The organism is Paraburkholderia sp. UCT70 (assembly GCF_050434085.1).
GTDB classification, from domain to species: domain Bacteria; phylum Pseudomonadota; class Gammaproteobacteria; order Burkholderiales; family Burkholderiaceae; genus Paraburkholderia; species Paraburkholderia tuberum.
Genome location: NZ_JBNPVZ010000001.1, coordinates 171,719 through 192,716, shown reverse-complemented (window position 1 = coordinate 192,716; position 20,998 = coordinate 171,719). Strand labels below are relative to the sequence as shown.

Sequence of the window (20,998 nt, the reverse complement as noted above, 5' to 3'; positions counted from 1 at the left end):
GATAACTGGTCGCTGACGTCTGTGGATAGCAGCCGGTCTCATTGCGCTAGTTGCCACTGCAATATCGGATGCGTCGCTCCCGCGGGCATCGCCCAAACGCCGCCTGGGCCGAAGTCGTATGTCGGACCGAAGCTTGACGGCGTGCTCATCTGCATAGTAGTCAAGCCTTGAGCGTTACCCAGGTTCCCGCCCCGAAGCGTGGTGCCGACGCCGACTGTCACGCCTGTCGTTTGCGTATCCCAATAGACATCGTCGGTGATAGTCGCCGGCACAGGAAACGGGAAAAAATCGTTGAGACCCGCGATGCCGCCCGGCCCCCCCGAAGGTCCGGATGGCTGATCGATTTTGCCGGTTGCGAACGATTGACTGATCGCGCCTGCGTTTTTGGCAACTAACCCACCCCCACACCCAGTGAGGGCTGTGTCACATTGCCGCGGGGAGTGAACCGTTCCGGTCGCATAAGACTGTGTGATAAAGCTATAATTGAAGCCGACCAGACCGCCGCCCATTCCCAATTGGGTCGCCGTGACATTGCCCGATGCGAACGATTGTTGGATAAAGGCTTCGTTTGTTCCGACCAGGCCTCCAGCGATAAATTCGGATGACACGTCCGCATTGCTGGATGAACGCGTGATCGTGCCGCGATTGTCCCCAACAAGTCCACCAGCCACCCCAGTACCTCCCATGACGTCCCCATTGCTTGACGAGCGCGTGATCATGCCTTGATTCAACCCAACGAGCCCACCAAAGAGCCCACCAGGTCCCCCGATAGAGATAGAGGGCACGCTTGCGTGTACGGATGCAATCGTACCCGAATTCGTGCCCGCAAGAAGCCCCCCCACCTGGGCCCCCACCTGGGCAGAATTGAGGAAGTTGGCACTGCCCTGAACGTTGAGGTTCCGAACTACGCCCGAATACCCGATGTCACCGAAAAGCGATTCGGATAACCAAAGATTCGAAATCGTGTGTCCCATGCCATCAAACTGGCCCGAGAACGAAGCCACGGTCGGACTGAATGCACCGGGCGGGGGTGTGGCGTCGATGTCCCTGCCGAGCGCGTAGTTGCCCGAGGGGTTGAGTCCAACTGCGCCCAGATCGGAGACGGTATTCACTAGCGCATAGGCGGTAACTTGCGTCACCAGACCACTGTCTGGAGCGGCAGACCATGTGCTGTTTGAGAGAATGTTTCCGGGTAAGTATTCACCGGTTATGTCATGCAATGCACTCACGATGCCTGTGCTGCCCGACCAGTCGATGGTGCCGTTGTTGATGACGCTGCCGCCGTTGTCGATGCCGGCTGCGTCCGCGCGCAAGGTCAGATTGCCCGCACCGGAGTTCGCGATGGTCGTACCCATCGCTACCGAGACGTCGTGGTACGCGGCGAGCGTGAGCGAAGCCGGACCGCTCCAGTTCAGGCTGGACGCAACGCCCAGGTCGCCCGTTGCGCCGTTGGCGCCTATGGTGGTGACATCGATCGAGGTGCCCGCGTTCAGGCTGCGCTGCAACGCATGCGCGGCGACGTCATCGATAGTGAAAGCAGGCGTCGAGAGATTCCACTGACCTGCATCGACCACTGTGTGCTTGCCGAACGTCAGTTGTGCCGCCTGCGTATCGACCGTTCCGCCGCTGCCGTCCGCGTTGCTCGCGGCGATCTTGCCGAGTTGATCGACACTGCCGCTGTCGGCAACGAGCCAGACGTGCCCGTCGCGGCTGGCCGTGCCGGTTGCGCGAATGCGCGTGCCGCTGCCTGCGAGCGCATACACATTGCCGTCGGCGGCCTGCAGGCTGACCTGCGCGGCCGTTATCCGCCCCTTGTTGACGACCGTGCCCTGACTGCCCGTCTGCACGAACACCTGCCGGCTGCTCGCCGAGTCCTGCAACAGCACGTCGCCACCGGCGGCCAGTTCCGCCGTACCGTCGGGCGCTGCCACGGTTCCCGCGTTGATGACTGCGTCTCGCGCAATCAGGAACACATCGCCGCCGCTCGAACTGATCTTGCCGAGATTGATCACGGCTGCGTTTGAGTCGCCCGACAGCGTGACCGAGCCGCTGCCCCGCATGAACGCGTCGTTGCAGATGTCCAGCGTCGACGCGACGAAACGTCCGCCCGTTGTGATTACGCCCGAAGACCCCACGACGATGCCCTGCGGATTAATCACATAGAGGCTGCCCGTTGCACTGAGGCTGCCGAGAATGGCCGAAGGTGTGCCACCCGTCACCCGGTTCAGGGTCGCGCCCGAACCGTTGTCGAACGTCACGCTGTTGTGCCTGCCGATCGAGAAACTGTTCCAGTCAATCACGCCGCGCGTCGAACCCGGTTGCGTGATCAAGAGACCATTCCCCTGGCTGGCTATCGTGCCCGCGCCGGCGACGTATGTGCCGCCTTGTGGAAGGACACCCGCCGCGAACACCGGGGGTGTCAGGGACAGTCCAGTCAGCGAAACGCCGACGGCGAGCCAGATGTATCCGCGCGACTGCTGCCGACGCAGTGCGCGTCGCGCGGGCCGAAGTAGTCCTGGATGTGACATACAGCCCCCTTTCCGCGTGTGTGCGGAATGGCTGCCGACGACCCGCAGAGCCGGCCGAGAACGCGTGAGTCGCTGCGTCTGAAGAATAGCCGCTAGCATCGCGGGGGCATGTCAATATCTCAGCGTTTTGCGCCTTCCTGTGGAACTTTTGTGCCCGTTCGTCGTGCGGCAGGAGTTGTCACACGCTTACTAATTCCCCCAACCAACCGAAGGCCAGTGACCGTTTGCAGTGCGGAGCCGACGTCTGAACTTTCGTCTGACGGATGAGGCGAATGACGCTTGCTGGCCGAATCCGGCAGCTCGCTGTCAGGGACGCGCGGCGTGGTCGAGATTGAAAGGCAACACCGCGAAAGGTGCCTTTTCAAATTCGACGGCTACCGGGTGATGACCCGCATTGCGCGCGGGGCAACGCAGATCTTTACGCGTAATGGCCACGACTGGACATCGCGCATGCCGCGGCTGGCCGAGGCGTGCAACGAACTGCAAGGCGACGATGCGTGGTTCGACGGCGAAGCGGTCGTGCTTGATTCCAGCGGGCGCCCCGACTTCAACGCGTTGCAAAACGCGTTTGACCGTCGCAGCACCGCTGAAATCGTCATGTTCGTGTTCGACATCCTCTGGCTGAACGGGACGGACCTTCGCGAGCAGCCGTTGCGATCGCGCAGGGCGCTTCTGCGTGAACTGTTGGAAGGAGCGACGTCCGACGCGATCCGCTTTTCGGAAGACGTTCCGCAGGACCCAGTGTCTCTTGTCGCCTCCGCATGCAAGATGAAGCTCGAAGGCATCATCGGCAAGCGCGCGGACGCGCCTTATCGTTCAGGCCGCTCGACGGACTGGATCAAACTAAAGTGCCACGCCAAACAGGAGTTCGTGGTCGGGGGCTTCACCCGTACGAAAGGGGCGCGGGCGGGCGTGCATTCGCTGCTACTGGGCGTGCATGAAAAGGACGGCTCGTTGCGCTACGCGGGCAGAGTAAGACCTTACTTTTCCTCCCGCGCTGCGTCCGCGTTTCTTTCGCGAGCAGAATCCCTGCGCTGCGCACAGACAGCTTTTTACGATCCACCGCAGCCAGAAAAAGAACGGGATCATCTATGGCTTAGCCCGTCGATCGTCGCTGAGTGCTCGTTTCTCGAATGGACGCCAGGCGGCGAAGTGCGTCACCCCGTCTTTCATGCGGTCCGTGACGACAAGGCGGCGTCATCGGTTACGGAAGAACCTATGGTTGCCGTGGAGTACGACGAGCCAGTGGAAGCCGACGCCGGCTCTACCCGGGAAGTGGCGGGCGCCAAGGGCGCGGTGAAGATCGGCAACATCCGGATTACCAATCCGCAGCGGGGTCTGGACGAAGTCACTGGCCACACCAAGAAGGAACTGGTGGAGTATTACGCCGCGATCGGAGAATGGGCGTTGCCTCATCTGCATAACCGGCCGCTCGCGCTCGTGCGTGCGCCAGACGGGATCAAGGGCGAGCTCTTCTTTCAGAAGCACAGCGAGAAAGCGCGGATTCCCGGCGTAGTCGAACTACCTGCCGAACTACACCCGCGGCACCCTCCGTTACTGGTCGCCGGCAGCGAAGAGGCGCTCGTGGGGTTGGCACAGATGTCCGTTATTGTTAGGTGCTTTTGGTTTTTTGTCTGTCTGCGTTTATCTGTCTCTGGCAGAAAGGGAGGGGTGCCGGGGAGGGAGCACCTGCTATTCGTCGGCAATCGCGTTGCCGAGACTCTCCGCCTGTCCGCGCTCGGTATCCGACAGGTGAGAGCGCGCCGTCGGATCGGCGGTCACTAGGCGACGAGCTTCAGATGTCCGGCAAGGATGGTGCTGCCGATTCCGATCAGCACTACGCTTGTCGACGGCTTGCGGGGCCGCGCACGAGCCGAACAGCGGCGTAGCCAGCCAATCCGATGGGCCGCGCGAGCAGCTTGCGATACAGCCCGATCGCTGAGAGTGTCATGGGCGTGCCGCCGATTCGCCAGAGCGGCGTGATCAGCGCCTACGCCAGGCACGCGACGACAATGGCTCTCACGATGTCGAGCGGAAAATTCACGCCCACAAATACGCGCACGCGCGCCCAAGCCACTGCCGCGCCGACGAACAGAGTGCGCGCAGGTGCCGGGGGAAACGGAAGCGACGCTGCACTGGGCTTGATCCGGTTCGTCGACCCCCGAATGCGATCGCTGAACTACAGCATCAGCCCGATCGCGAGTTGCGTCCCGACAAAGGCGCCAATGGTATCCATCGACTGCCGCAACCCGAAGCACGCGCCGCGGATTGCCGGCGGCGCCACGCCCGACTAACGCCGGAAACTGTCAGTTTGGGGCCTGAGACGTTGATGCAGAGGCGTCAACCAATTGCGAAAACGGCTCTACTCTGACGCGTTTAACGCGCGCACTGACGTCCGGTTGAGGTACGCTTCAACTGGACGTCACGCAGGCTGATGAGGCAGCAGTCGGCCGAGGGTGTGTCAAAACTCGAAATTGCCTGGTTTTCGGGTGTCGCTTTACCCCTCCCCAAGTGCCGCGAAGCCGATACAGAGCATTCTGGTGGGTCGACTTTCGCGCTCAACGTCGAAGCCGCATGTTTTGACACACCCTCGGCCAACTGGCGCCATTCGCCGCCCCCGCAGATCGGTCATCCCGACGTCGGCTTCGCGCTCCGCAGCCGCCGTTCGCCGCTAAACGACAACCTCGGCTGATCCGCCTTTTTGCTACCGTTGCGTCGGTACCAACGCTCCATGCCTGCACCTGGGCCAACGTCGTCGTCGCCCCTCGTATCCAGCGCCCAGGGGTTCCCTGTCCCTTGGCCCTTGCGTTAGCGCAGGCTGGACTTTCTTGACGACAAGACCTCATCCAATCAAAGCAAACCGACCGCGGGGACGCACATCCGTCCTTCCTCGCGGCCTACGCGCTCATGCCGAGTCAGGTTGCCGGTCCGGCGCCGCCTGCGCAAAAGCGGCGAGCGCAATTGCGTTCTCATTGATGCGTGTGAGTATCGGAAAGCGGCCGACGTCGACGGAGAAGCGCTGCGCATTGAAAACTTGTGGCACAAGGCAGAGGTCAGCCATTGTCGGTGCGTCGCCGACGCAGAACCTGCCGGTCCGCTTGTCGGAAACGAGCCGCGTCTCGAGCGACTCGAACCCAACCTCGACCCAATGCCTGTACCAGGCGAGCTTCGCTTCCTCGGTCAGGCCCAGATTCGCCGTTAAATACTTCAGCACGCGCAGGTTATTCAGGGGATGGATCTCGCATGCGATTTGCAGCGACAGTGAGCGTACATAGGCACGCCCCGCAGAGTCTCGCGGCAGGAGGGGCGGATCCGGCTGGATTTCGTCAAGGTACTCAATTATTGCAAGCGACTGCGTCATCGGCGGTTGCGAGCCGTCAAGAAGCGTTGGCACGAGTCGCTCGGGGTTTATATTGCTGTACGCGCTTGAAAACTGTTCTCCACCATTGCGTACCAGATGCACCGGCACGCATTCGTACGGAAGGCGTTTCAGATTCAGGGCAATCCGCACGCGGTATGAAGCTGAGCTTCGGAAGTAACTGTAAAGCTTCACGCGATCCTCTATCCGTACAGGGGCCATTCGATCGATATCGTCCACGCGGCCTCGCAGTTGGTGCCCAAACGTCGGCGGTCTTACGGAGCAGCGCGGACTGCGCTACGACGACTAATTGCTGACCGCTCGATTGGTATCAAGCATCAGGGTTTTGTCGGGCCCAGCGAGACGTCAAACCATACAAGATGACCAGGACAGCGGCGACCAGTGCGAAGAGTCGCGGATAGGCCAGTCCCGCGTACATGTTACCGTTGGCAGCCACGATGGCGAATGCGGCCGCCGGAAGGAATCCTCCCGACCAGCCGAAGCCAATGTGGTAGCTCACGGAAAGCGCAGTGAAGCGGATTCTGGCTGGGAACAGGTCAGTCATGGCCGCTGCTAAAGGTGCGTAGGTCATGGCTGCAAGAGTGGCAAGGGCGACCAGCAGCAGGAAGACCATTGGCCGGTTCACACCGTGCGGCGGGGCCTTCTGCGGGTATCCGGCGGAGTCCAGCGCGCCGCGCAGGGAAGCTGCGAAAGCTTTAGCCTTGACAGGGGCGTCCGGCCCGCTGCCGTCGTAAGAAGCGACGACCTTATCGCCCACCCTGATGATTGCACCGGCGCCCGCACTCGCTATCTCATTCGTGTAGCTGATGCCGGCGCGGACAAGCGCACTCTTCGCGAGATCACAGGACGTATGGAACTTCGACGTTCCGAGCGCATTGAATTGCGCCGAGCATTCATGCGGATCGGCCACGACCACGACGGGCGCTGTCTCGACGGCGCGTTCCAGCGCCGGATTGGCAAAATGCGTCAGGCCACGGTAGATCGCCGGATAACAAAGGACGGTTCTGTCGCAATAAGAAAAAGTGCGTTGAACAATGGCCCGCATGATTAGGACTACTTATACGGCTAACGAGTAGAACTGCTCCGCGGGAGTCTGTCCGATGCCGCAGTCTTTCATCTGCCCTTTGGCGACCATATGCATAAGTTCAATGCCGCTTAACAAGATCCGCGCACAACGAAATATCTTGAATCCCAACATGGGTCGGGTACGGCGCTTTATCGCCCGATGGTCTTGTTCCACGATGTTGTTGAGATACTTGACCTGGCGGATCTTGATAGGCGTCTCACGCTCGGCGTTCACGGCGTGCAGCCCGGCCAGATTGGCACCACTCTTGTCGATGGTTACGGTTTCGGGCACGCCATTCTGATCGATGGCCTTCTCGAAGTACCGTCGGGCCGCTTCCTTGTCCCGCCTGGCTCGCAGCAGGAAGTCAACCGTGTTGCCGGCCTTGTCGACGGCGCGGTACAGATAGGTCCATTGCCCCTTGACTTTGATGTAGGTCTCGTCGACACGCCAGCTCTTGCCGACCGGGCGCTTGCAGCGGCGGAACGCCTTTTCAAGCACGGGCAGAAGCTTGATGGCCCACCGGTGAACGGTCGAATGATCGACCGCGATCCCGCGTTCGGCCATCATCTCTTCGAGATTGCGCAAGCTCAGCGGGTAGGCCACATACCAACGCACGCACACCAACATGATCTCAAGCGGATAGTGCAACCGCTTCAGCACCTTGGCTACCGCCGGACTGAGCGCTTTCATTGTCGTTCACATCATTCTGTAAGGTCCCCCAGCATACCAGCCGCCGCTATTGCGACGGAACCTGCAAAACTGACCATGTGCTGATGGTGCGGCGTGACACCGTCCAGACCCGTGGTGGCACTCTGCCAGAACGACTCCGTCTGGAAGAACGCATCGCGCAGCAGACTGAATGGCCAGCGTCCCCAGTCCGGATCGGCGAAACGCGGATCGCCCACCAGGTTGGGGTCCGCCGTGGGGCGAGCAGAATCTGGCTGCAGACGAGGCATCAACCCAAAGAACTGTTGCACGCATTGCTGCCAAAGCGCGTACTGTTTGCCCGGCGAACGGGCCAGGTGCAGCGACCAGTCCAGCCACGCCAGTTGCAGCGCGGGTGCCGGTACCCAACCGACCGCCCGGCCGAATAGCGCACGCGTCTGTCGATCAAGCAGCCCGGCAGCGACATCGGGCGGCGTCCCGGTGCATCTGCCGTCAACAGGACGCTCCCCTACGGGCGCAGGGCCCGCAGATGCTGACGATCCGGCGTGTTTGGGTCGGGTGACGGTTTCAGTCATCGTTTCGTCAAGCCTTTTTCACGTAAGCATTACACCATCCCTTCGCATAGACCAGCTTCCCACCGTAGATCGGACACGGACCGGTCCCGGCGCCGGGCTTGCCCCGATAGAACTGACAATTTGCGCACGTCTGCCCGGTCTGGTACCTGGGAAACTTTGCCTTGTCTACTTCGCGGCGTCCATCCTGTAGCCAAGCGACGGCGGCGTCGGATCATTTTTCAGGGGGCACTGTGGCGTCGCTTGCGACGCGTCGGGAAAGACCGTCGCTGAAGCAAACGGAAGCGGTAAGTATCACGAAACGACGACGGGTGAGTGACGTGACTGGAGTCCTTTTCCACAGCGGAACCGACGGTTTCAGGCATGACATCAGTCCTCTGGCCGATCAGGGCGGGAGGAGCCGATCGGTCCCTGCAGGATCTGGCCTGACCAATAGTGGACCGTAGACTCCACGATGAATCTCCTCAGTACAGGCTCATCGGGAGCTGCGATGTTCCTGAGGTGTCGCTCCCGCTGGCTTCCTCTACCAATTTGATACCCGCTCACTTGCGGGCACCATGTGCGGGCTATCGTGTTTTCCGTTACTTGGTGCCCGATGCTGCCGCCGGGCCGCTTGCGCCCATCGCTCCGGTCGCTGCCGGATTAACCATCGTGCCGCTGCTGCCCGCCGCTGCGCCGCTGGTCTCGCTACTGTTGTCCGCCCGCTTGCATCCAGATGCGCCCATCGTCAGCAGCACGACCGATGCCGCAATTACAAGATGTCTCGCAGTTAGTTTCATCGCAGATTCCTCCTGGTCTGGCTGCAACCCGGCTTCCGGTGAACGGAATGCTGCGACCTGCGGGCCTGTTGCACCTCGACCGGTTATTAGAATTTCCGCAATTTGCATGCCTGATACTCGCGCGTCTTCACGAGCGGGCGCTGCGCGCGGATTTAGGGGAAGTAGTACCATCCAATAGGGCGAAGAATGACCTCTCTCGTGTAACCGTTCCAGGATTATTGGAAGATACCCGACCAGGACTGCGCTGGGTCTCAATGTCGTGCGTCGCGGTGTCAGCCGGGCTTCTCATCTCAGCCTTACTTTTCATGAATTTTTCGTTTGCGATCTATTCATGCGTATGACCATTGCAGTAATATTCAATGCGCGCCGATGGAATAAAAGATTAAATCAATGGCACAAATTATGAATTCGATTACTTAATTCCGATTGCGTGAGCGTTCGCGGGTTCTCGCCTTCGTCCTGTACTCGACGACATCCTTCTTCAAACGCAAGGGCATCTGCACAATGTCCGTCTCACGGACTGCCAGCGCAGGACCGAATGGCGCTTTAAACGATTGCGTGGCATCGACATATCATCTGATGAATTCAAGACTATCAATGAACAACATCCATGGATTATATTCATCTGTTACGTGCAAATTTCAGATTAGGATAGCCGTCCCGGCGTTGGGAACAGATTACTGAATTCGCAATACCGGAATAAAAGAACTGAATACCGTTGTTATTTGGCGCGGTAGCGGTAATTTTTTGCTTCCGGCAACGATAATCCAGAAAATGTGAGAGACAGGCATGCTGAGCCCCCATGAATTCGCCACCCTGATGCTGGTCAAGGACGCGCCCGACCAGATCGATCTGAACCGCACCGAACTTGACACCCTGCTGGAACGACAGCTGATCGCACTCGAACAGCTGGCATCCGGACGCCAGCGTCCCCTTCTCGCCCGCGACGGCGATTCGGTGCTTCAGGCCGTTGCCCGAAAACACTGAGCGATGTTCGCCAGCCTTCTGTCATCCGGGATTGCGCTGCCGGTCGCTTATACGGAGCCTGATCGGGGTTGTTGACATGAGCGCCCCGAGGCTTGAGTCGCGACGCGAGCGGCAGGTTTTTTAACGAGGTTTGATCGTACAATCGTCGAGCGGTGCAAGCATGGGGTGTGACCGGCCATGGAAGCACATGCTGCCGGTGACTCTGAGACGTCGAGGGCGTTGGTCCATGGCAACGCGACGTTCCGGTCTTTGTGCCGCAGCCCGTCTCGGACTGACACGCTTCTAGGAATTGAGATTGACCGGCGCATTGACGGAGATGCAGGGAAGGGGAAGGCAGCAAGATGGTTCGCCCCGACATTGACGCGCCCTGGGAAACGTGAAGGCTGGTTGGTTTAAGTTGATGCCGGCACAGCGATGGTATTGCTGAATTGCCGGTAGTAGTTTGCCTCAGCTTCAGCGGGCGGGATATAGCCGAGAGGTTCCATCAGCCGATGATGGTTGAACCACGCGACCCATTCCAGCGTAGCCAGCTCGATAGATTCTCGAGTTTTCCACGGAGCGCGCCGATGAATCAGTTCGGCCTTGTACCCGCCGATCTTTATGGTTAATCCAACATCTCATCAGGCCATAGCTGCGCGCCGTGCAACACCCGCAGGATGCGCACTGTTTCTCCGGTGATCCGATAGGCCGCGATATATGGTGTCCGGCTTATAACCAGTTCGCGAGTACCTTCGATGCGCCCCGGACGGCCAGTCTCGGGAAACTGCAGTAGCTGCCTCACTTGCACACGAATCCGATCATCAACGGCGACGGCCGCATATGGACTGTCCTCTTCGATGTAATCAAAAATCGCGTCCCGATCCTCTATTGCGAAAGCGGACCATTCAAGCCTCACGCGTCACCTTCGCCGGCTTTGCGATGGGCCGCGGCGCGGCGCCTGGCGAAATGGGCTTCAACTTCATGGTCCGGGGTAGCGGGGCGCGGGTCGTCCAATGCTTGCTGCACCTTCGCGCGGAACCAGGCGTCATGTACGGCCGGGTCGGTCGCGAAGGCGAACGGCAACGCACCTTCGTTGGCAACGCGCGTCAGGAGGATTCGCACGGCATCCGAGACAGTCAGTCCCATGTTGTCGAGCACCGCGGCCGCGCGCTCTTTCAGCGCCGGGTCGATGCGTGTTTGCACTAATGCAGTCGCAGCCATGGCGATTACTCCTACGTGTAGCTTCAGACTTCACATTGTAATTCATTCGAATTACACGCGGGTACTATTGGGTTTGTGCTTTTCGGACTTGGCCGCTGGAGAGACCGCGCGGTCCTGGAAAAATGGCTCAATCCACGATCCCAGGCAATTCGCGCATCCGGTCAAAGTCGTCGACGGTGGGCGCATCCTCTCGCGGGTCGTCTCCGCAAAACAGGCAGTTTGTAAGTGGGTCACTGCCGGGCGGCCCCAGGATATTGAATGCGGGGCCGGATGGTGTCGTCAGCTGCGCGGGAAACACATATTGTTGAGGCACGAACGGTGGCCACGACTTTTCCGCTGGTGGCCGGGGCGATGCTTGCGGCAGTTCGGGAACCGGTGGCAAGCATAGACGGGGGTTACCGTCTCGGCGCCGCTTTTGCACCCTCTTCCGTAGCGTCCGTAAACGAAGGGTCGGATAGCCCCGACTTTCATACCTTCGCTTTTTCATGAAGAAAGGGGCATATCCATATGGCGATCCACGCAACTAACAGTCTGGCGCGCGAGCGTTCCTGTCCGGCTTCGCCATCACCCCGCTAACAGGAAAATGGGCAGCCAGGGCCCCGTGCACCATTAGAGAGGAAGTGCGCAGCGAGGCTGCGCCGCTCCTTGTTCTCCCGCCCGCGCACGAAGCGCGGATCTGGGCGCCACCTGAGCACCGCGTCTCGTGCGCATTCGCCTGCCGTCTGGTGATCAGCGACGCACGAAGTCGGTCGGTGTCAGTTCAAGCGTGGTGGCCGGATGGGCGAGCAGCTTCCGTTCGGCGATGGCCCGGATGCGGCTGTAACCGTCACGAAATGTCTTCAGGATCCGCGCGTCGCTGGCCTGCGGTTCAAGCCAGAAGCAGGCTTCCAGCGCCCGGATGGTGATGACGCATCCAACCGTGCTGTTCTGATGGGGGAGGCCGAAGGCCACTCCGCGGCGATTCGCGAGCACTTGCGGTTCAAGGTCGAGGAGTTCCATAGGCGGTCAGGGGCCGACGCTTCAGGGAGCGTTAAGGGCATTTTTGCACAGGCGATGCAATCTGAATATGGGACGGCTGTCCTGTACTGCGCCGGGGCGCTGACATGCGCAATACGAACAGTCACCGGCCTCACCAGCCGATGCGGTGTTTCTCATCGGTCTCATCATGGCGGCGATCGTCGTCAGCATGAAGATACACGCTGGTGGTGGTCAGCGACGCATGCCCGAGGTTATCGCGCACGAGGCGCAGATCGACCTTCTGGTCGGCCATGTGCGAACCGGCAGTATGTCGCAGCCAGTGAGCAGACGCCGCCTGGAGCAGGTCTGCGCGTGACAGGAATTCTGCGCCGCGTTCACGCAGCCGGTCGGCGGCGCCTGCAAACACGTTTTTCACGATCGCGTGCAGCGCGGCCCGCGTGAGCGGCTCGGGTGATCGGCCGTCAGCGCGTTCGTGGGCGAGCTTCGTCCTGGCTTCTGAAGTCCGGCCAATAGGAAGCACGAGCGGCGTAGCCTCACCGGGTGAGGGCAGGGCCGTCATCCCGAACGATTGCCGGTAGCGCGTGAGTTCGGTCATCAGTTCGCGCGTCGCCGGCACCAGCCGTTCCCTGTCGCCCTTGCCGTGGACGCTCAGCCACCAGCGCATCGCGCCATCGGCATCGCGCCGCACGAAGAACTGACCCATGGTGTTGCCCCCGACCTCGGCGATGCGCAGGCCGCCCAGATACAGCAGCGTAAAGAGCCAGCGCACGCGGTGATAGTGCGCGCGGGCGCGCGCGGTGTCCTGTGGCATCGACGCGATGGTGTCCTTCACCTCCTGCCACAGCCCGGGTTCGAGATAGCGGGTAATGCGCGGCGCGGCATGCCGCGCCCGCTGGCGCGAGAGCGCGAGCGGGTTGCCGGCCAGATACCCCGCCTGCACCAGCCATGAAAACAGCACGTTCAGGATGACCATCGCCTGCCGGGTGCTGGCAGGCGACAGTGGGCCGTAGAAAGGCCGCCAGCGCGCGTCGCCGCGCGGATGCTTGCGACCCCTGCCCGAGACCCATGTTGCGGCGGGCTGCGGGTCTGCGAGAAAGCGCTGATAGCGGACAAGGTCCTCGTGGGTGAGTGACGACAGCGGTTTGCCTGGCTGCACCAGCGACCAGAGCAGCAGCCGCTCGGCTTCCTTGCGGTAGCTGTCGAAGGTCGCCGGCTTGTCGGCAAAGCGCGCGAGCCATGCCTGTATTGCCTCCAGGTCATTTGCCGCGGCAATCTGCGCGTGGCCGCCGATCGCGCGGTTCGATCCCGTGCGACCGTCAAGCGCCGCAGGGATAGCGAGCGTTTCGAGCGGAGCGGGTTGCAGCGCGACGCCGCTGCGGGCGGCCGGATTCGACATGAGGGTGAGCCTTTCCGGGAAGCGGGTCGAGGCGCGCAATGGCAGACGGTCCTGCGTGGCAGTTTTCAACATTAGAGCCGCTGCGCTCTTTGCTCGCGACGGCGGCCGACGCGGTGAGCGGCCCGATACCAACGATGGCCATGAGGCGTTGCGCGTTGGCGTCATGTTTGACCCGCGCGGCAATCTGCGAGTCACACCACGCGATCTGCTCGTCGAGGGCTTGGATATGATGCCAGCCTGCGAGGAGCGCGGTGCGTGCGATACCGTCCAGCTCTGTTGTCCCGTCCTCCAGTGCCTCGACGAAGTGGTCACGGAACGCGTCGATGCCTTGTGGAAGGAACACGCCGAACTCGAACAGTTCGCCACGCAGGCGGTTGACGAGTGCGGTACCCGTGCAGATCCCGCGGCGCGCTATCGAAGGCGCGACGGAATGCACGCGTAAAACTCGACGCACTGTTGAAACCAAGCCCCGCGGCAATGTCCTGCACTTCGAGATGAGGAAAGCGGACCAGTTCATCAGCCGCCATTCGCAGCCTGCGACTGGCGATATAAGCGGCCAGGCCGCCTTCATGCTCGAATAGGCGGTACACGCTGGCGCGCGATAAATGGAGCGACGCCAACACGCTGTCAGGCGACAAATCCGGGTCGTGCAGACTGGCCTCGACATAGCGCCGCACTTGTCCGTACGCAGCGGCGCGCACCGCAGCGCGGGCGTTACCGGATAGGCCCGCTTGTCGGCTGAACGCCGCGGCCAGCAGTTCGACCGCGGTGAGAAAAGACTGATATGCCTCGTCTTTGCTCAGGCCGACGATTTGTCGGTTGAGCGCCACTAGATGTGCTATCAGCAAGCGCGTCACGGGGGTTGCGGCTTGGACCTGGCGGCCATGCAGGGCTGCGGCGTCGGGGAACGCCCTTTTCGACCAGGGCGCGTGGCACAAAGAGCAACAGTATCCGGCCATGAAAACTCCGGATAGTACATGGCTGATCCATGTCCAGCGCGAGGATGGTTGGGACGGACGGTATCTGCGGTGCGTCGAGCAGTTGCTTGCCGCCCAGGAATTGTCCGGGCGGACCTTCCAGGTACACGCTGAAGCTAACGTCGCGAATGCTTTCCGTCGATACGCGCCCCAGCGACCGCACGGCCAGGTTGGGGCTGAACACTCGCTTCCGGGGCCACTCGAAGCATACTCACGTATGAATGCGGCAATCGTTCGTAGAATTGTTTTCTTTCAGTCGTCAGCCTACCTTGATGCCATGGGCGGTAGATTCATTTGAGTGGCAGCCATGTTAAGAGTTCTACATAACTGGATTTATATCGGTAGCAGTGCGTATGACGAGTACACGTTCGTTCCCTGGCTGAATAAGAACGTGTATCGCCGGACTGTTGACCTTAGCCGCATCTATATCCAGTCAGGGCCACGATGAGCACGAACGCAGGAGATTTGGTCGAGCTTCGCCGAGATGATCCGACGTCGGCAGAGCTGCGGAAGATGGACGCGAACATCATCGCCGTCGGAGATCAACGCGGGGGCTCCTGACATGAACGCGCTCGAACAATGGCGCTCCCGACCAATGCAGGTCCGTGTGCTTCGCCAAAATGACCGGCGAATGAGCGGCTTTGCAGCCTGCTAACGGTCCACCAGCGCTCGGACGTTCGCGAGGCGGACTGAGCACCAAACTGCACTTGGCGGTAGATGCGCCACTCATACGGAAATGAAAATGTCAGGAACCCAGCTCCTTCGTTCCGAGCGCACGACGCTCCCCCTGCTGCCGTTGCGGGATTTTGTGGTTTTCCCGCATATGGTCATCCCGCTGTTCGTGGGCCGGCCGAAGTCGATCAAGGCGCTCGAGGTGGCGATGGAGGGCAGCAAGCAGATCATGCTTGTCGCACAAAAGACAGCGGCGCAAGACGAGCCGACCGAAAAGGACATGTATGACGTGGGATGTATCGCTAACATCCTGCAGATGCTGAAGCTGCCCGACGGCACGGTGAAAGTGCTCGTCGAGGGGGTGAAGCGCGCCAAGGCGTTGTCGATCGAAGAGCAGGAAACGCAGTTTTCGTGCGAAGCCATGCCGCTCGAGCCCGACCACGCGGACAGTGCCGAAACCGAAGCGCTGCGTCGCGCGATCGTGTCGCAGTTCGACCAGTATGTGAAGCTGAACAAGAAGATCCCGCCGGAGATCCTGACCTCGCTGTCGGGTATCGACGAGGCAGGGCGTCTCGCCGACACGATCGCGGCGCATTTGCCGCTCAAGCTCGACCAGAAACAGCACATCCTCGAAATGTTCCCGGTCCTCGAACGTATCGAGCATCTGCTCGCGCAGCTCGAAGCGGAGATCGACGTCCTGCAGGTCGGGAAGCGCATCCGCGGGCGCGTGAAGGATCAGATGGAAAAGAGCCAGCGCGAGTACTACCTGAACGAGCAGGTCAAGGCGATCCAGAAGGAGCTTGGCGAAGGCGAGGAAGGCGCGGATCTCGAGGAGCTCGAAAAGCGGATCGAAGCCGCGCGCATGCCGAAGGAAGGCAGGAAGAAGGCCGATGCCGAGCTGAAGAAGCTCAAACTGATGTCGCCGATGTCGGCCGAAGCGCCCGTCGTGCGCAACTACATCGACACATTGATCGGCCTGCCGTGGCGCAAGAAGAGCAAGGTCAACAACGACCTCTCGAACGCAGAGCGCGTGCTCGATGAGGACCACTTCGGGCTCGAGAAGGTTAAGGAACGCATTCTCGAGTACCTCGCGGTGCAGCAACGTGTCGACAAGGTGAAGGCGCCGATCCTGTGCCTCGTGGGGCCCCCGGGCGTCGGCAAGACTTCGCTCGGCCAGTCGATCGCGCGCGCGACGAACCGCAAGTTCGTGCGCATGGCATTGGGCGGCGTACGTGACGAAGCCGAGATCCGTGGCCACCGCCGCACGTACATCGGCTCGATGCCGGGCAAGATCCTGCAAAGCCTGACCAAGGTCGGCGTGCGCAATCCGCTCTTCCTGCTCGACGAAGTCGACAAGATGGGGATGGATTTCGGCGGCGATCCGTCGTCGGCCCTGCTGGAAGTGCTCGATCCGGAACAGAACCACACGTTCGCCGACCACTACGTCGAGGTCGACTTCGATCTGTCGGACGTGATGTTCGTGGCGACGTCGAACTCGCTGAACATTCCGCCGCCGCTGCTCGACCGGATGGAAGTGATTCGTCTGTCCGGTTATACGGAAGACGAGAAGGTCAGCATCGCGCAGCGTTATCTGCAGCCGAAGCAGAAGAAGAACAGCGGCCTCAAGGATGGCGAGGTCGATGTGACGGAAACTGCGATCCGCGACATCATTCGTTACTACACGCGCGAAGCGGGCGTCCGCTCGCTCGAGCGTGAAATTTCGAAGATTTGCCGCAAGGTCGTGAAGATGCTGCTGCTGAAGAAGGCGGAAGGCGCGGTGAAGGTCGACGGCAGCAACCTCGACACGTTCCTCGGCGTGCGCAAGTACGACTTCGGTCTGGCCGCGAAGGAAAATCAGGTGGGCCAGGTCACGGGTCTCGCGTGGACGGAAGTGGGCGGCGATCTGCTGACCATCGAAGCCGCGGTGATGCCGGGCAAGGGCAATGTGATCCGCACGGGTTCGCTCGGCGACGTGATGAAGGAATCCGTGGATGCGGCGCGCTCGGTGGTGCGCTCACGTTCGCGGCGCCTCGGCATCAAGGACGAGGCGTTCGAGAAGCAGGACATCCATATTCACGTGCCTGAAGGGGCAACGCCGAAGGATGGTCCTTCGGCCGGTATCGCAATGACCACGGCGCTGGTATCGGTGCTGACGGGCATTCCCGTACGCGCCGATGTGGCGATGACGGGCGAGATCACGTTGCGCGGCGAAGTCCTGCCGATCGGCGGGCTCAAGGAGAAGCTGCTCGCGGCTCACCGCGGCGGCATCAAGCTCGTGCTGCTCCCGGAAGAGAACGTCAAGGACTTGACTGAGATCCCCGATAACGTCAAGAACGCGATCGAGATCGTGCCGGTGCGCTGGATCGACAAGGTGCTCGAGTGCGTGCTCGAGCGTGTGCCCGAGCCGCTGCTGAAGGAAGAGCCGGAGGCGGCGCCCGTTGCCGAGCAAGCCACCGACAAGGCGGCGACCGGAGTCGTCAAGCACTGACTTGGCGCGCGAATACGTCGGCGCAAAAGCCCGCGGGACTGAGCGTGTCAGAATTTTAGTGTGTCGAGGTCATGAGACGATAACGGAAATAAAGGGCGGTTTCAAAGGTGAAGCGCAACAGCGGGTTAATGAACGGAAGCTGAAGTTATGGAAGCGGTTTCGAGCATACGTTCGAACACCTCGAATGGCGAATGAAATGCATGCGTAGCACGCGGTCGGCTGTTGAGGCTGTCGGCGATGGCATCGAGGTCGTCCTGGCTGTAGATCGAGAGGTCGGTGCCTTTTGGCAAGTACTAACGCAGCAGCCCGTTGGTGTTCTCACAGGTGCCGCGTTGCCAGGGGCTGTGCGGATCGCAGAAGTACACGCGCACGCCGGTGGCGGCGCTGAGCTCCTGATGGCGGGTCATTTCCTTGCCCTGGTCGTAAGTGAAGCTCTGGCGCAGAGGGGCAGCGATCGAATTCAGCTTGGCAGTGAAGCCCGCCAGTGCCGAGGCGGCGGTGGCGTCGTCCATCTTCGCCAGCAGCACCAGGCGACTGGTGCGCTCAACCAGCACGCCGACGGAAGACTGGTTGCCAGCGCCCTTGATGAAGTCGCCTTCCCAATGGCCGGGCATCACTCGGTCGTCGACCTCAGGCGGGCGCACATGGATGCTCACCATGTCGGGGATCTGGCCGCGCCGGTCAGTGCCCCGCTTGCGTGACATACGCGTGCTGTGGCCGTGGCGCAGACAGGCAATAAGCTGGCGGCGCAGCTCACCGCGTGGCTGGGCATAGATGGCGGTGTCCCCCAAGGGGACTTCCTTCGGGGCGTAGATGGTCTCGTGCGAGACGTGCTGGGTCGGATCGTTGGGCCACATGCGCTTGAGGGTACCTGAGATCTGCTGGGGCGACCACTTCCATTCCAGCAGGGTGAGTACCACGCGCCACGACACGCTTTGAGGGTGCAGCTTGGGACACGGGCGCGCAGCCTCGCGTCGGCTCGTGATGAGCGCCTGTGCTGGTGCAGACGCATAGCCCACGGCAGAACTCGTGTTTCTGGTCAGCTCGCGGCTCACGGTTGACGCCGCGCGCCCGAGTGTTCGGGCGATGACATGAACGCTCGAACCCTGCTGCTTCATGCTTGCAATCGTCATGCGTTCTTCAGGCTGCAGTTGTTGGTAACTTCTTTTTTGCATTGGCACACCTTACACGAGCAAGGTGTTGCGCTTCAAATTTGATCGCGCCACAGGATAACGTCACCCCTTCGCTCCGCTCCCATTACAGGCGCTTCCGCGCTACTACGGGTGACTCCGCCCCTTGGCCCAGCGTCGGTATTCTTCCTCATGGTTTCTGCCATTTGTCATTTCCCTTCGCATCTGGAACAAGGTTCTCACGTTCCGTACCAAAGCCTGTATTGAGATCATGCCGCCTATACACCGGCTGCCATCGGGCCCGTAAGCAGGTCTCGTCCCGATTTGTCCTGAAGCCAATGGTCAACCTCAGTTTCGACAGCGCCTTGGGCATAACGATGCGTCATCGGACGGTTTGCGTTTGCTCATCTTCTCAATACTTACCTGCCACCTTCAACGGGTGACTTTTCCACAGTCGCTCACCACCACGCCTTTTGAACGCAGCGGCACCGGGCGGTTTGAAGCCTGCCCCTGCAGGCCGACTTCGGAAGACCTACTTCCATCTTCGGTACAGCATCCCAAGCTTGCGCTCAGGTTCGTGACACACACCATTGGCGACCCTTGCGCGTCTGATGCATCTCGGGGTCGCGCGCCTTCTGCTCATTCTTCGTCGAGCTCGGCGCGCCGATGATCGTCGCGTCCACGATAGTGCCGCTTTTGAGCTTGATGCCGCTGGCCTGCAGCACCCGGCCCGACTTCGGCAAACAATTGCTCGCCCAGTTTGTGCGTCTCCAGCAGGCGCCGGAATTCGAGCAGCGTCGTCGCGTCCGGTACGGCTTCACAACCCAGGTCAATTCCGGCAAAGCGACGCAGGCTGGCGCTCTCGTAGAGCGCCTCTTCACAAGCGAAGTCGGCCGGATTGAACCAGTGCTGCACGAAATGGATCCGCAGCATGCGCTCAAGACCAATTGGCGGGCGGCCATTGCCGCGCTTCGGATAATGCGGCTCGATCACCGCGCACAGCTGCGCCCATGGCACGATCGCATTCATCGTGTCGAGAAACTCGTCGCGCCGCGTGCGTTTGCGGTGAGTCTCGAAACCCGTTCCTTGATCGGCTGCCATCGCCAGCGTCTGCTGCTTCATCCTGTTTCGCCTTCTTCGTTCAATCCGATCCCTATAACGCTTGAGGTGCCGGATCGGTGGACTTAATCAGCGTTGCCCTAACGCTAGGCATGAGCCGCGCGAACCTGCGCGTCGGCTCATGCCCTTGCTCGGCGGCTGCCTACAGCCAGCGACGCACAGAAGCCCTGTAGGGTGGGTATTCCGACGGGAAGCGGCTCTTCAGGTAGTGCTCCTCTCGCGGGATGACCACGAACGACATCAGCGCCACCGCTGGCATGAGGGTGACCAGTAGCCAAAAACTGTTGACCCAGAATGCGACGCCGAGCTGGAGCAGCGAGAAAGACAGATAGATGGGATTGCGGCTGTATCGATAGGGACCTGTGCGCACGATCGTGGTGGTGGGACGATTCCCCGGCACGGGCGTGCCAGCGGTCCGAAACGTGCGCACAGCCCAGAAAAACAGCACGCCAGCGACCAACACTGCAGTGCTCCCGAGCGGCCCACTCACTGTACGAGACACAAGCCGCACTGGCCAGGCGAAATGCAGCAACAGGCCAAGGGCGATCGCTCCCAGGTAGACAAAAGGCGGCCGCATGATCCCTCGGTTTGCGACTTGCGGCACCATGCCTGTCTCCGCTTCCTCGCTGCGATCATCGCTTGCCATACGCTCCTCCACCTTTTCGCTCCAACTCGACACCTGGATTATGATGCACCGATCAGCGCAATAGCCCACGATGCCTTGGTTTACGCCGCCAGCTGCTATGAGCGAAAGCCGCCGCAGGCGAAGTGAAGGGCTGACCATGGGTAAGCGCCTATTGTTATATTTGAACTGGTGATTGAAATGACAAGGAACGTGTCCGTCGTGCTTTACGTTGTGATGTTGATAGCCGTTGTCGTTAGTGTAGATTTTCTGTTCTTTAGGAATCAATTCTGGGAACGGCTGATAGTCAACATCGGCATTGTCCTGGTGTTTGCAGCCTTCTATTTGAGATTCCTGAAGAATCCGTAAGCTACCCTCGAGGCGACAGGTATTCTGACGCGGGGGGACTGCCTGTCCCTATGCGTAACGCAAAAGGTTG

The 20,998-nt window shown here is 60.8% G+C and carries 16 protein-coding genes and 5 pseudogenes; 4 read left to right on the top strand and 17 right to left on the bottom strand.

The window, feature by feature from the left end; translation table 11 throughout:
• Positions 1–38: 38 nt before the first annotated feature.
• Positions 39–2,528, bottom strand: coding sequence for a filamentous hemagglutinin N-terminal domain-containing protein (locus tag OKW41_RS01005; protein WP_429571427.1), 2,490 nt, complete (start codon positions 2,526–2,528; stop codon positions 39–41).
• Between the two features lie 279 nt (positions 2,529–2,807).
• Here OKW41_RS01005 and ligD point away from each other — a divergent pair, with 279 nt between their 5' ends.
• On the top strand, positions 2,808–4,313 hold the full coding sequence (gene ligD / locus OKW41_RS01000) for a DNA ligase D (protein WP_429571229.1): 1,506 nt from the start codon (positions 2,808–2,810) through the stop codon (positions 4,311–4,313).
• Positions 4,314–4,477: 164 nt separating this feature from the next.
• Positions 4,478–4,822, top strand: a complete 345-nt coding sequence (locus tag OKW41_RS00995; RefSeq protein WP_429571434.1) for a hypothetical protein — start codon at positions 4,478–4,480, stop codon at positions 4,820–4,822.
• Between the two features lie 611 nt (positions 4,823–5,433).
• Here the strand turns inward: OKW41_RS00995 and maiA are convergent.
• From maiA to OKW41_RS00965, 6 genes and pseudogenes are all read right to left on the bottom strand, one after another.
• Positions 5,434–6,081 (bottom strand): maleylacetoacetate isomerase, encoded by a 648-nt coding sequence (gene maiA, locus OKW41_RS00990; protein WP_429571426.1) that lies wholly within the window; start codon positions 6,079–6,081, stop codon positions 5,434–5,436.
• A 136-nt stretch (positions 6,082–6,217) separates the two neighbouring features.
• Positions 6,218–6,952, bottom strand: coding sequence for a hypothetical protein (locus tag OKW41_RS00985; RefSeq protein WP_429571228.1), 735 nt, complete (start codon positions 6,950–6,952; stop codon positions 6,218–6,220).
• 12 nt (positions 6,953–6,964) lie between these two features.
• On the bottom strand, positions 6,965–7,663 hold the full coding sequence (locus OKW41_RS00980; protein ID WP_429571227.1) for an IS6 family transposase: 699 nt from the start codon (positions 7,661–7,663) through the stop codon (positions 6,965–6,967).
• 11 nt (positions 7,664–7,674) lie between these two features.
• Complete coding sequence (locus OKW41_RS00975) at positions 7,675–8,214, bottom strand: poly-beta-hydroxybutyrate polymerase N-terminal domain-containing protein (RefSeq protein ID WP_429571226.1); 540 nt, start codon at positions 8,212–8,214, stop codon at positions 7,675–7,677.
• Between the two features lie 7 nt (positions 8,215–8,221).
• A pseudogene (locus OKW41_RS00970) lies at positions 8,222–8,332 on the bottom strand (high-potential iron-sulfur protein); the annotation flags it as partial.
• Positions 8,333–8,792: 460 nt separating this feature from the next.
• Complete coding sequence (locus OKW41_RS00965; protein ID WP_429571225.1) at positions 8,793–8,990, bottom strand: hypothetical protein; 198 nt, start codon at positions 8,988–8,990, stop codon at positions 8,793–8,795.
• A gap of 789 nt (positions 8,991–9,779) precedes the next feature.
• Between OKW41_RS00965 and OKW41_RS00960 the strand changes: the two genes are divergently transcribed.
• Positions 9,780–9,977 (top strand): hypothetical protein, encoded by a 198-nt coding sequence (locus OKW41_RS00960; protein ID WP_429571224.1) that lies wholly within the window; start codon positions 9,780–9,782, stop codon positions 9,975–9,977.
• 392 nt (positions 9,978–10,369) lie between these two features.
• Here the strand turns inward: OKW41_RS00960 and OKW41_RS00955 are convergent.
• The 7 genes and pseudogenes from OKW41_RS00955 to OKW41_RS00925 all read right to left on the bottom strand — a co-directional run.
• Positions 10,370–10,570, bottom strand: a pseudogene (locus tag OKW41_RS00955) (IS3 family transposase); the annotation flags it as partial.
• An 11-nt stretch (positions 10,571–10,581) separates the two neighbouring features.
• Positions 10,582–10,872 carry a type II toxin-antitoxin system RelE/ParE family toxin gene (locus OKW41_RS00950; RefSeq protein ID WP_429571223.1) on the bottom strand — a complete coding sequence of 97 codons (291 nt, stop codon included), beginning with the start codon at positions 10,870–10,872 and terminating at the stop codon, positions 10,582–10,584.
• The gene (locus tag OKW41_RS00945) at positions 10,869–11,177 is read right to left on the bottom strand and encodes a type II toxin-antitoxin system RelB/DinJ family antitoxin (protein ID WP_429571222.1); all 309 of its coding nucleotides are present in this window, start codon (positions 11,175–11,177) and stop codon (positions 10,869–10,871) included. Before OKW41_RS00945 ends, OKW41_RS00950 begins: the two co-directional genes overlap by 4 nt.
• 729 nt (positions 11,178–11,906) lie before the next feature.
• Positions 11,907–12,176 (bottom strand): DUF1488 family protein, encoded by a 270-nt coding sequence (locus tag OKW41_RS00940; RefSeq protein ID WP_429571221.1) that lies wholly within the window; start codon positions 12,174–12,176, stop codon positions 11,907–11,909.
• Positions 12,177–12,306: 130 nt separating this feature from the next.
• Positions 12,307–13,551 (bottom strand): tyrosine-type recombinase/integrase, encoded by a 1,245-nt coding sequence (locus OKW41_RS00935; protein ID WP_429571425.1) that lies wholly within the window; start codon positions 13,549–13,551, stop codon positions 12,307–12,309.
• Positions 13,552–13,642: 91 nt separating this feature from the next.
• Positions 13,643–13,939 (bottom strand): annotated as a pseudogene (locus OKW41_RS00930) (IS110 family transposase); the annotation flags it as partial.
• Positions 13,860–14,510, bottom strand: a complete 651-nt coding sequence (locus OKW41_RS00925) for a helix-turn-helix transcriptional regulator (protein ID WP_429571220.1) — start codon at positions 14,508–14,510, stop codon at positions 13,860–13,862. The gene OKW41_RS00925 and the pseudogene OKW41_RS00930, both read right to left, overlap by 80 nt.
• A 760-nt stretch (positions 14,511–15,270) precedes the next feature.
• Between OKW41_RS00925 and lon the strand changes: the two genes are divergently transcribed.
• Positions 15,271–17,688, top strand: a complete 2,418-nt coding sequence (gene lon, locus OKW41_RS00920; RefSeq protein WP_429571219.1) for an endopeptidase La — start codon at positions 15,271–15,273, stop codon at positions 17,686–17,688.
• Between the two features lie 125 nt (positions 17,689–17,813).
• Here the strand turns inward: lon and OKW41_RS00915 are convergent.
• The 3 genes and pseudogenes from OKW41_RS00915 to OKW41_RS00905 all read right to left on the bottom strand — a co-directional run bounded on the left by OKW41_RS00915 (position 17,814) and on the right by OKW41_RS00905 (position 20,847).
• Positions 17,814–18,863: pseudogene (locus OKW41_RS00915) on the bottom strand (IS30 family transposase).
• Positions 18,864–19,405: 542 nt separating this feature from the next.
• Positions 19,406–19,940: pseudogene (locus tag OKW41_RS00910) on the bottom strand (IS5 family transposase); the annotation flags it as partial.
• Between the two features lie 139 nt (positions 19,941–20,079).
• Positions 20,080–20,847 carry a methyltransferase family protein gene (locus OKW41_RS00905; RefSeq protein WP_429571218.1) on the bottom strand — a complete coding sequence of 256 codons (768 nt, stop codon included), beginning with the start codon at positions 20,845–20,847 and terminating at the stop codon, positions 20,080–20,082.
• Between the last annotated feature and the right edge of the window lie 151 nt (positions 20,848–20,998).

Excerpts from the sequence above, each read along its gene's own strand:
- OKW41_RS00945 (WP_429571222.1), bottom strand. The coding sequence starts at position 11,177 with ATGGCTGCGACTGCATTAGTGCAAACACGCATCGACCCGGCGCTGAAA.
- OKW41_RS00995 (WP_429571434.1), top strand. The coding sequence starts at position 4,478 with ATGGGCGTGCCGCCGATTCGCCAGAGCGGCGTGATCAGCGCCTACGCC.
- OKW41_RS00980 (WP_429571227.1), bottom strand. The coding sequence starts at position 7,663 with ATGAAAGCGCTCAGTCCGGCGGTAGCCAAGGTGCTGAAGCGGTTGCAC.
- OKW41_RS01005 (WP_429571427.1), bottom strand. The coding sequence starts at position 2,528 with ATGTCACATCCAGGACTACTTCGGCCCGCGCGACGCGCACTGCGTCGG.
- lon (WP_429571219.1), top strand. The coding sequence starts at position 15,271 with ATGTCAGGAACCCAGCTCCTTCGTTCCGAGCGCACGACGCTCCCCCTG.
- OKW41_RS00935 (WP_429571425.1), bottom strand. The coding sequence starts at position 13,551 with ATGTCGAATCCGGCCGCCCGCAGCGGCGTCGCGCTGCAACCCGCTCCG.
- OKW41_RS00965 (WP_429571225.1), bottom strand. The coding sequence starts at position 8,990 with ATGAAACTAACTGCGAGACATCTTGTAATTGCGGCATCGGTCGTGCTG.
- OKW41_RS00940 (WP_429571221.1), bottom strand. The coding sequence starts at position 12,176 with ATGGAACTCCTCGACCTTGAACCGCAAGTGCTCGCGAATCGCCGCGGA.
- OKW41_RS00985 (WP_429571228.1), bottom strand. The coding sequence starts at position 6,952 with ATGCGGGCCATTGTTCAACGCACTTTTTCTTATTGCGACAGAACCGTC.
- OKW41_RS00960 (WP_429571224.1), top strand. The coding sequence starts at position 9,780 with ATGCTGAGCCCCCATGAATTCGCCACCCTGATGCTGGTCAAGGACGCG.
- OKW41_RS00925 (WP_429571220.1), bottom strand. The coding sequence starts at position 14,510 with ATGGCCGGATACTGTTGCTCTTTGTGCCACGCGCCCTGGTCGAAAAGG.
- OKW41_RS00975 (WP_429571226.1), bottom strand. The coding sequence starts at position 8,214 with ATGACTGAAACCGTCACCCGACCCAAACACGCCGGATCGTCAGCATCT.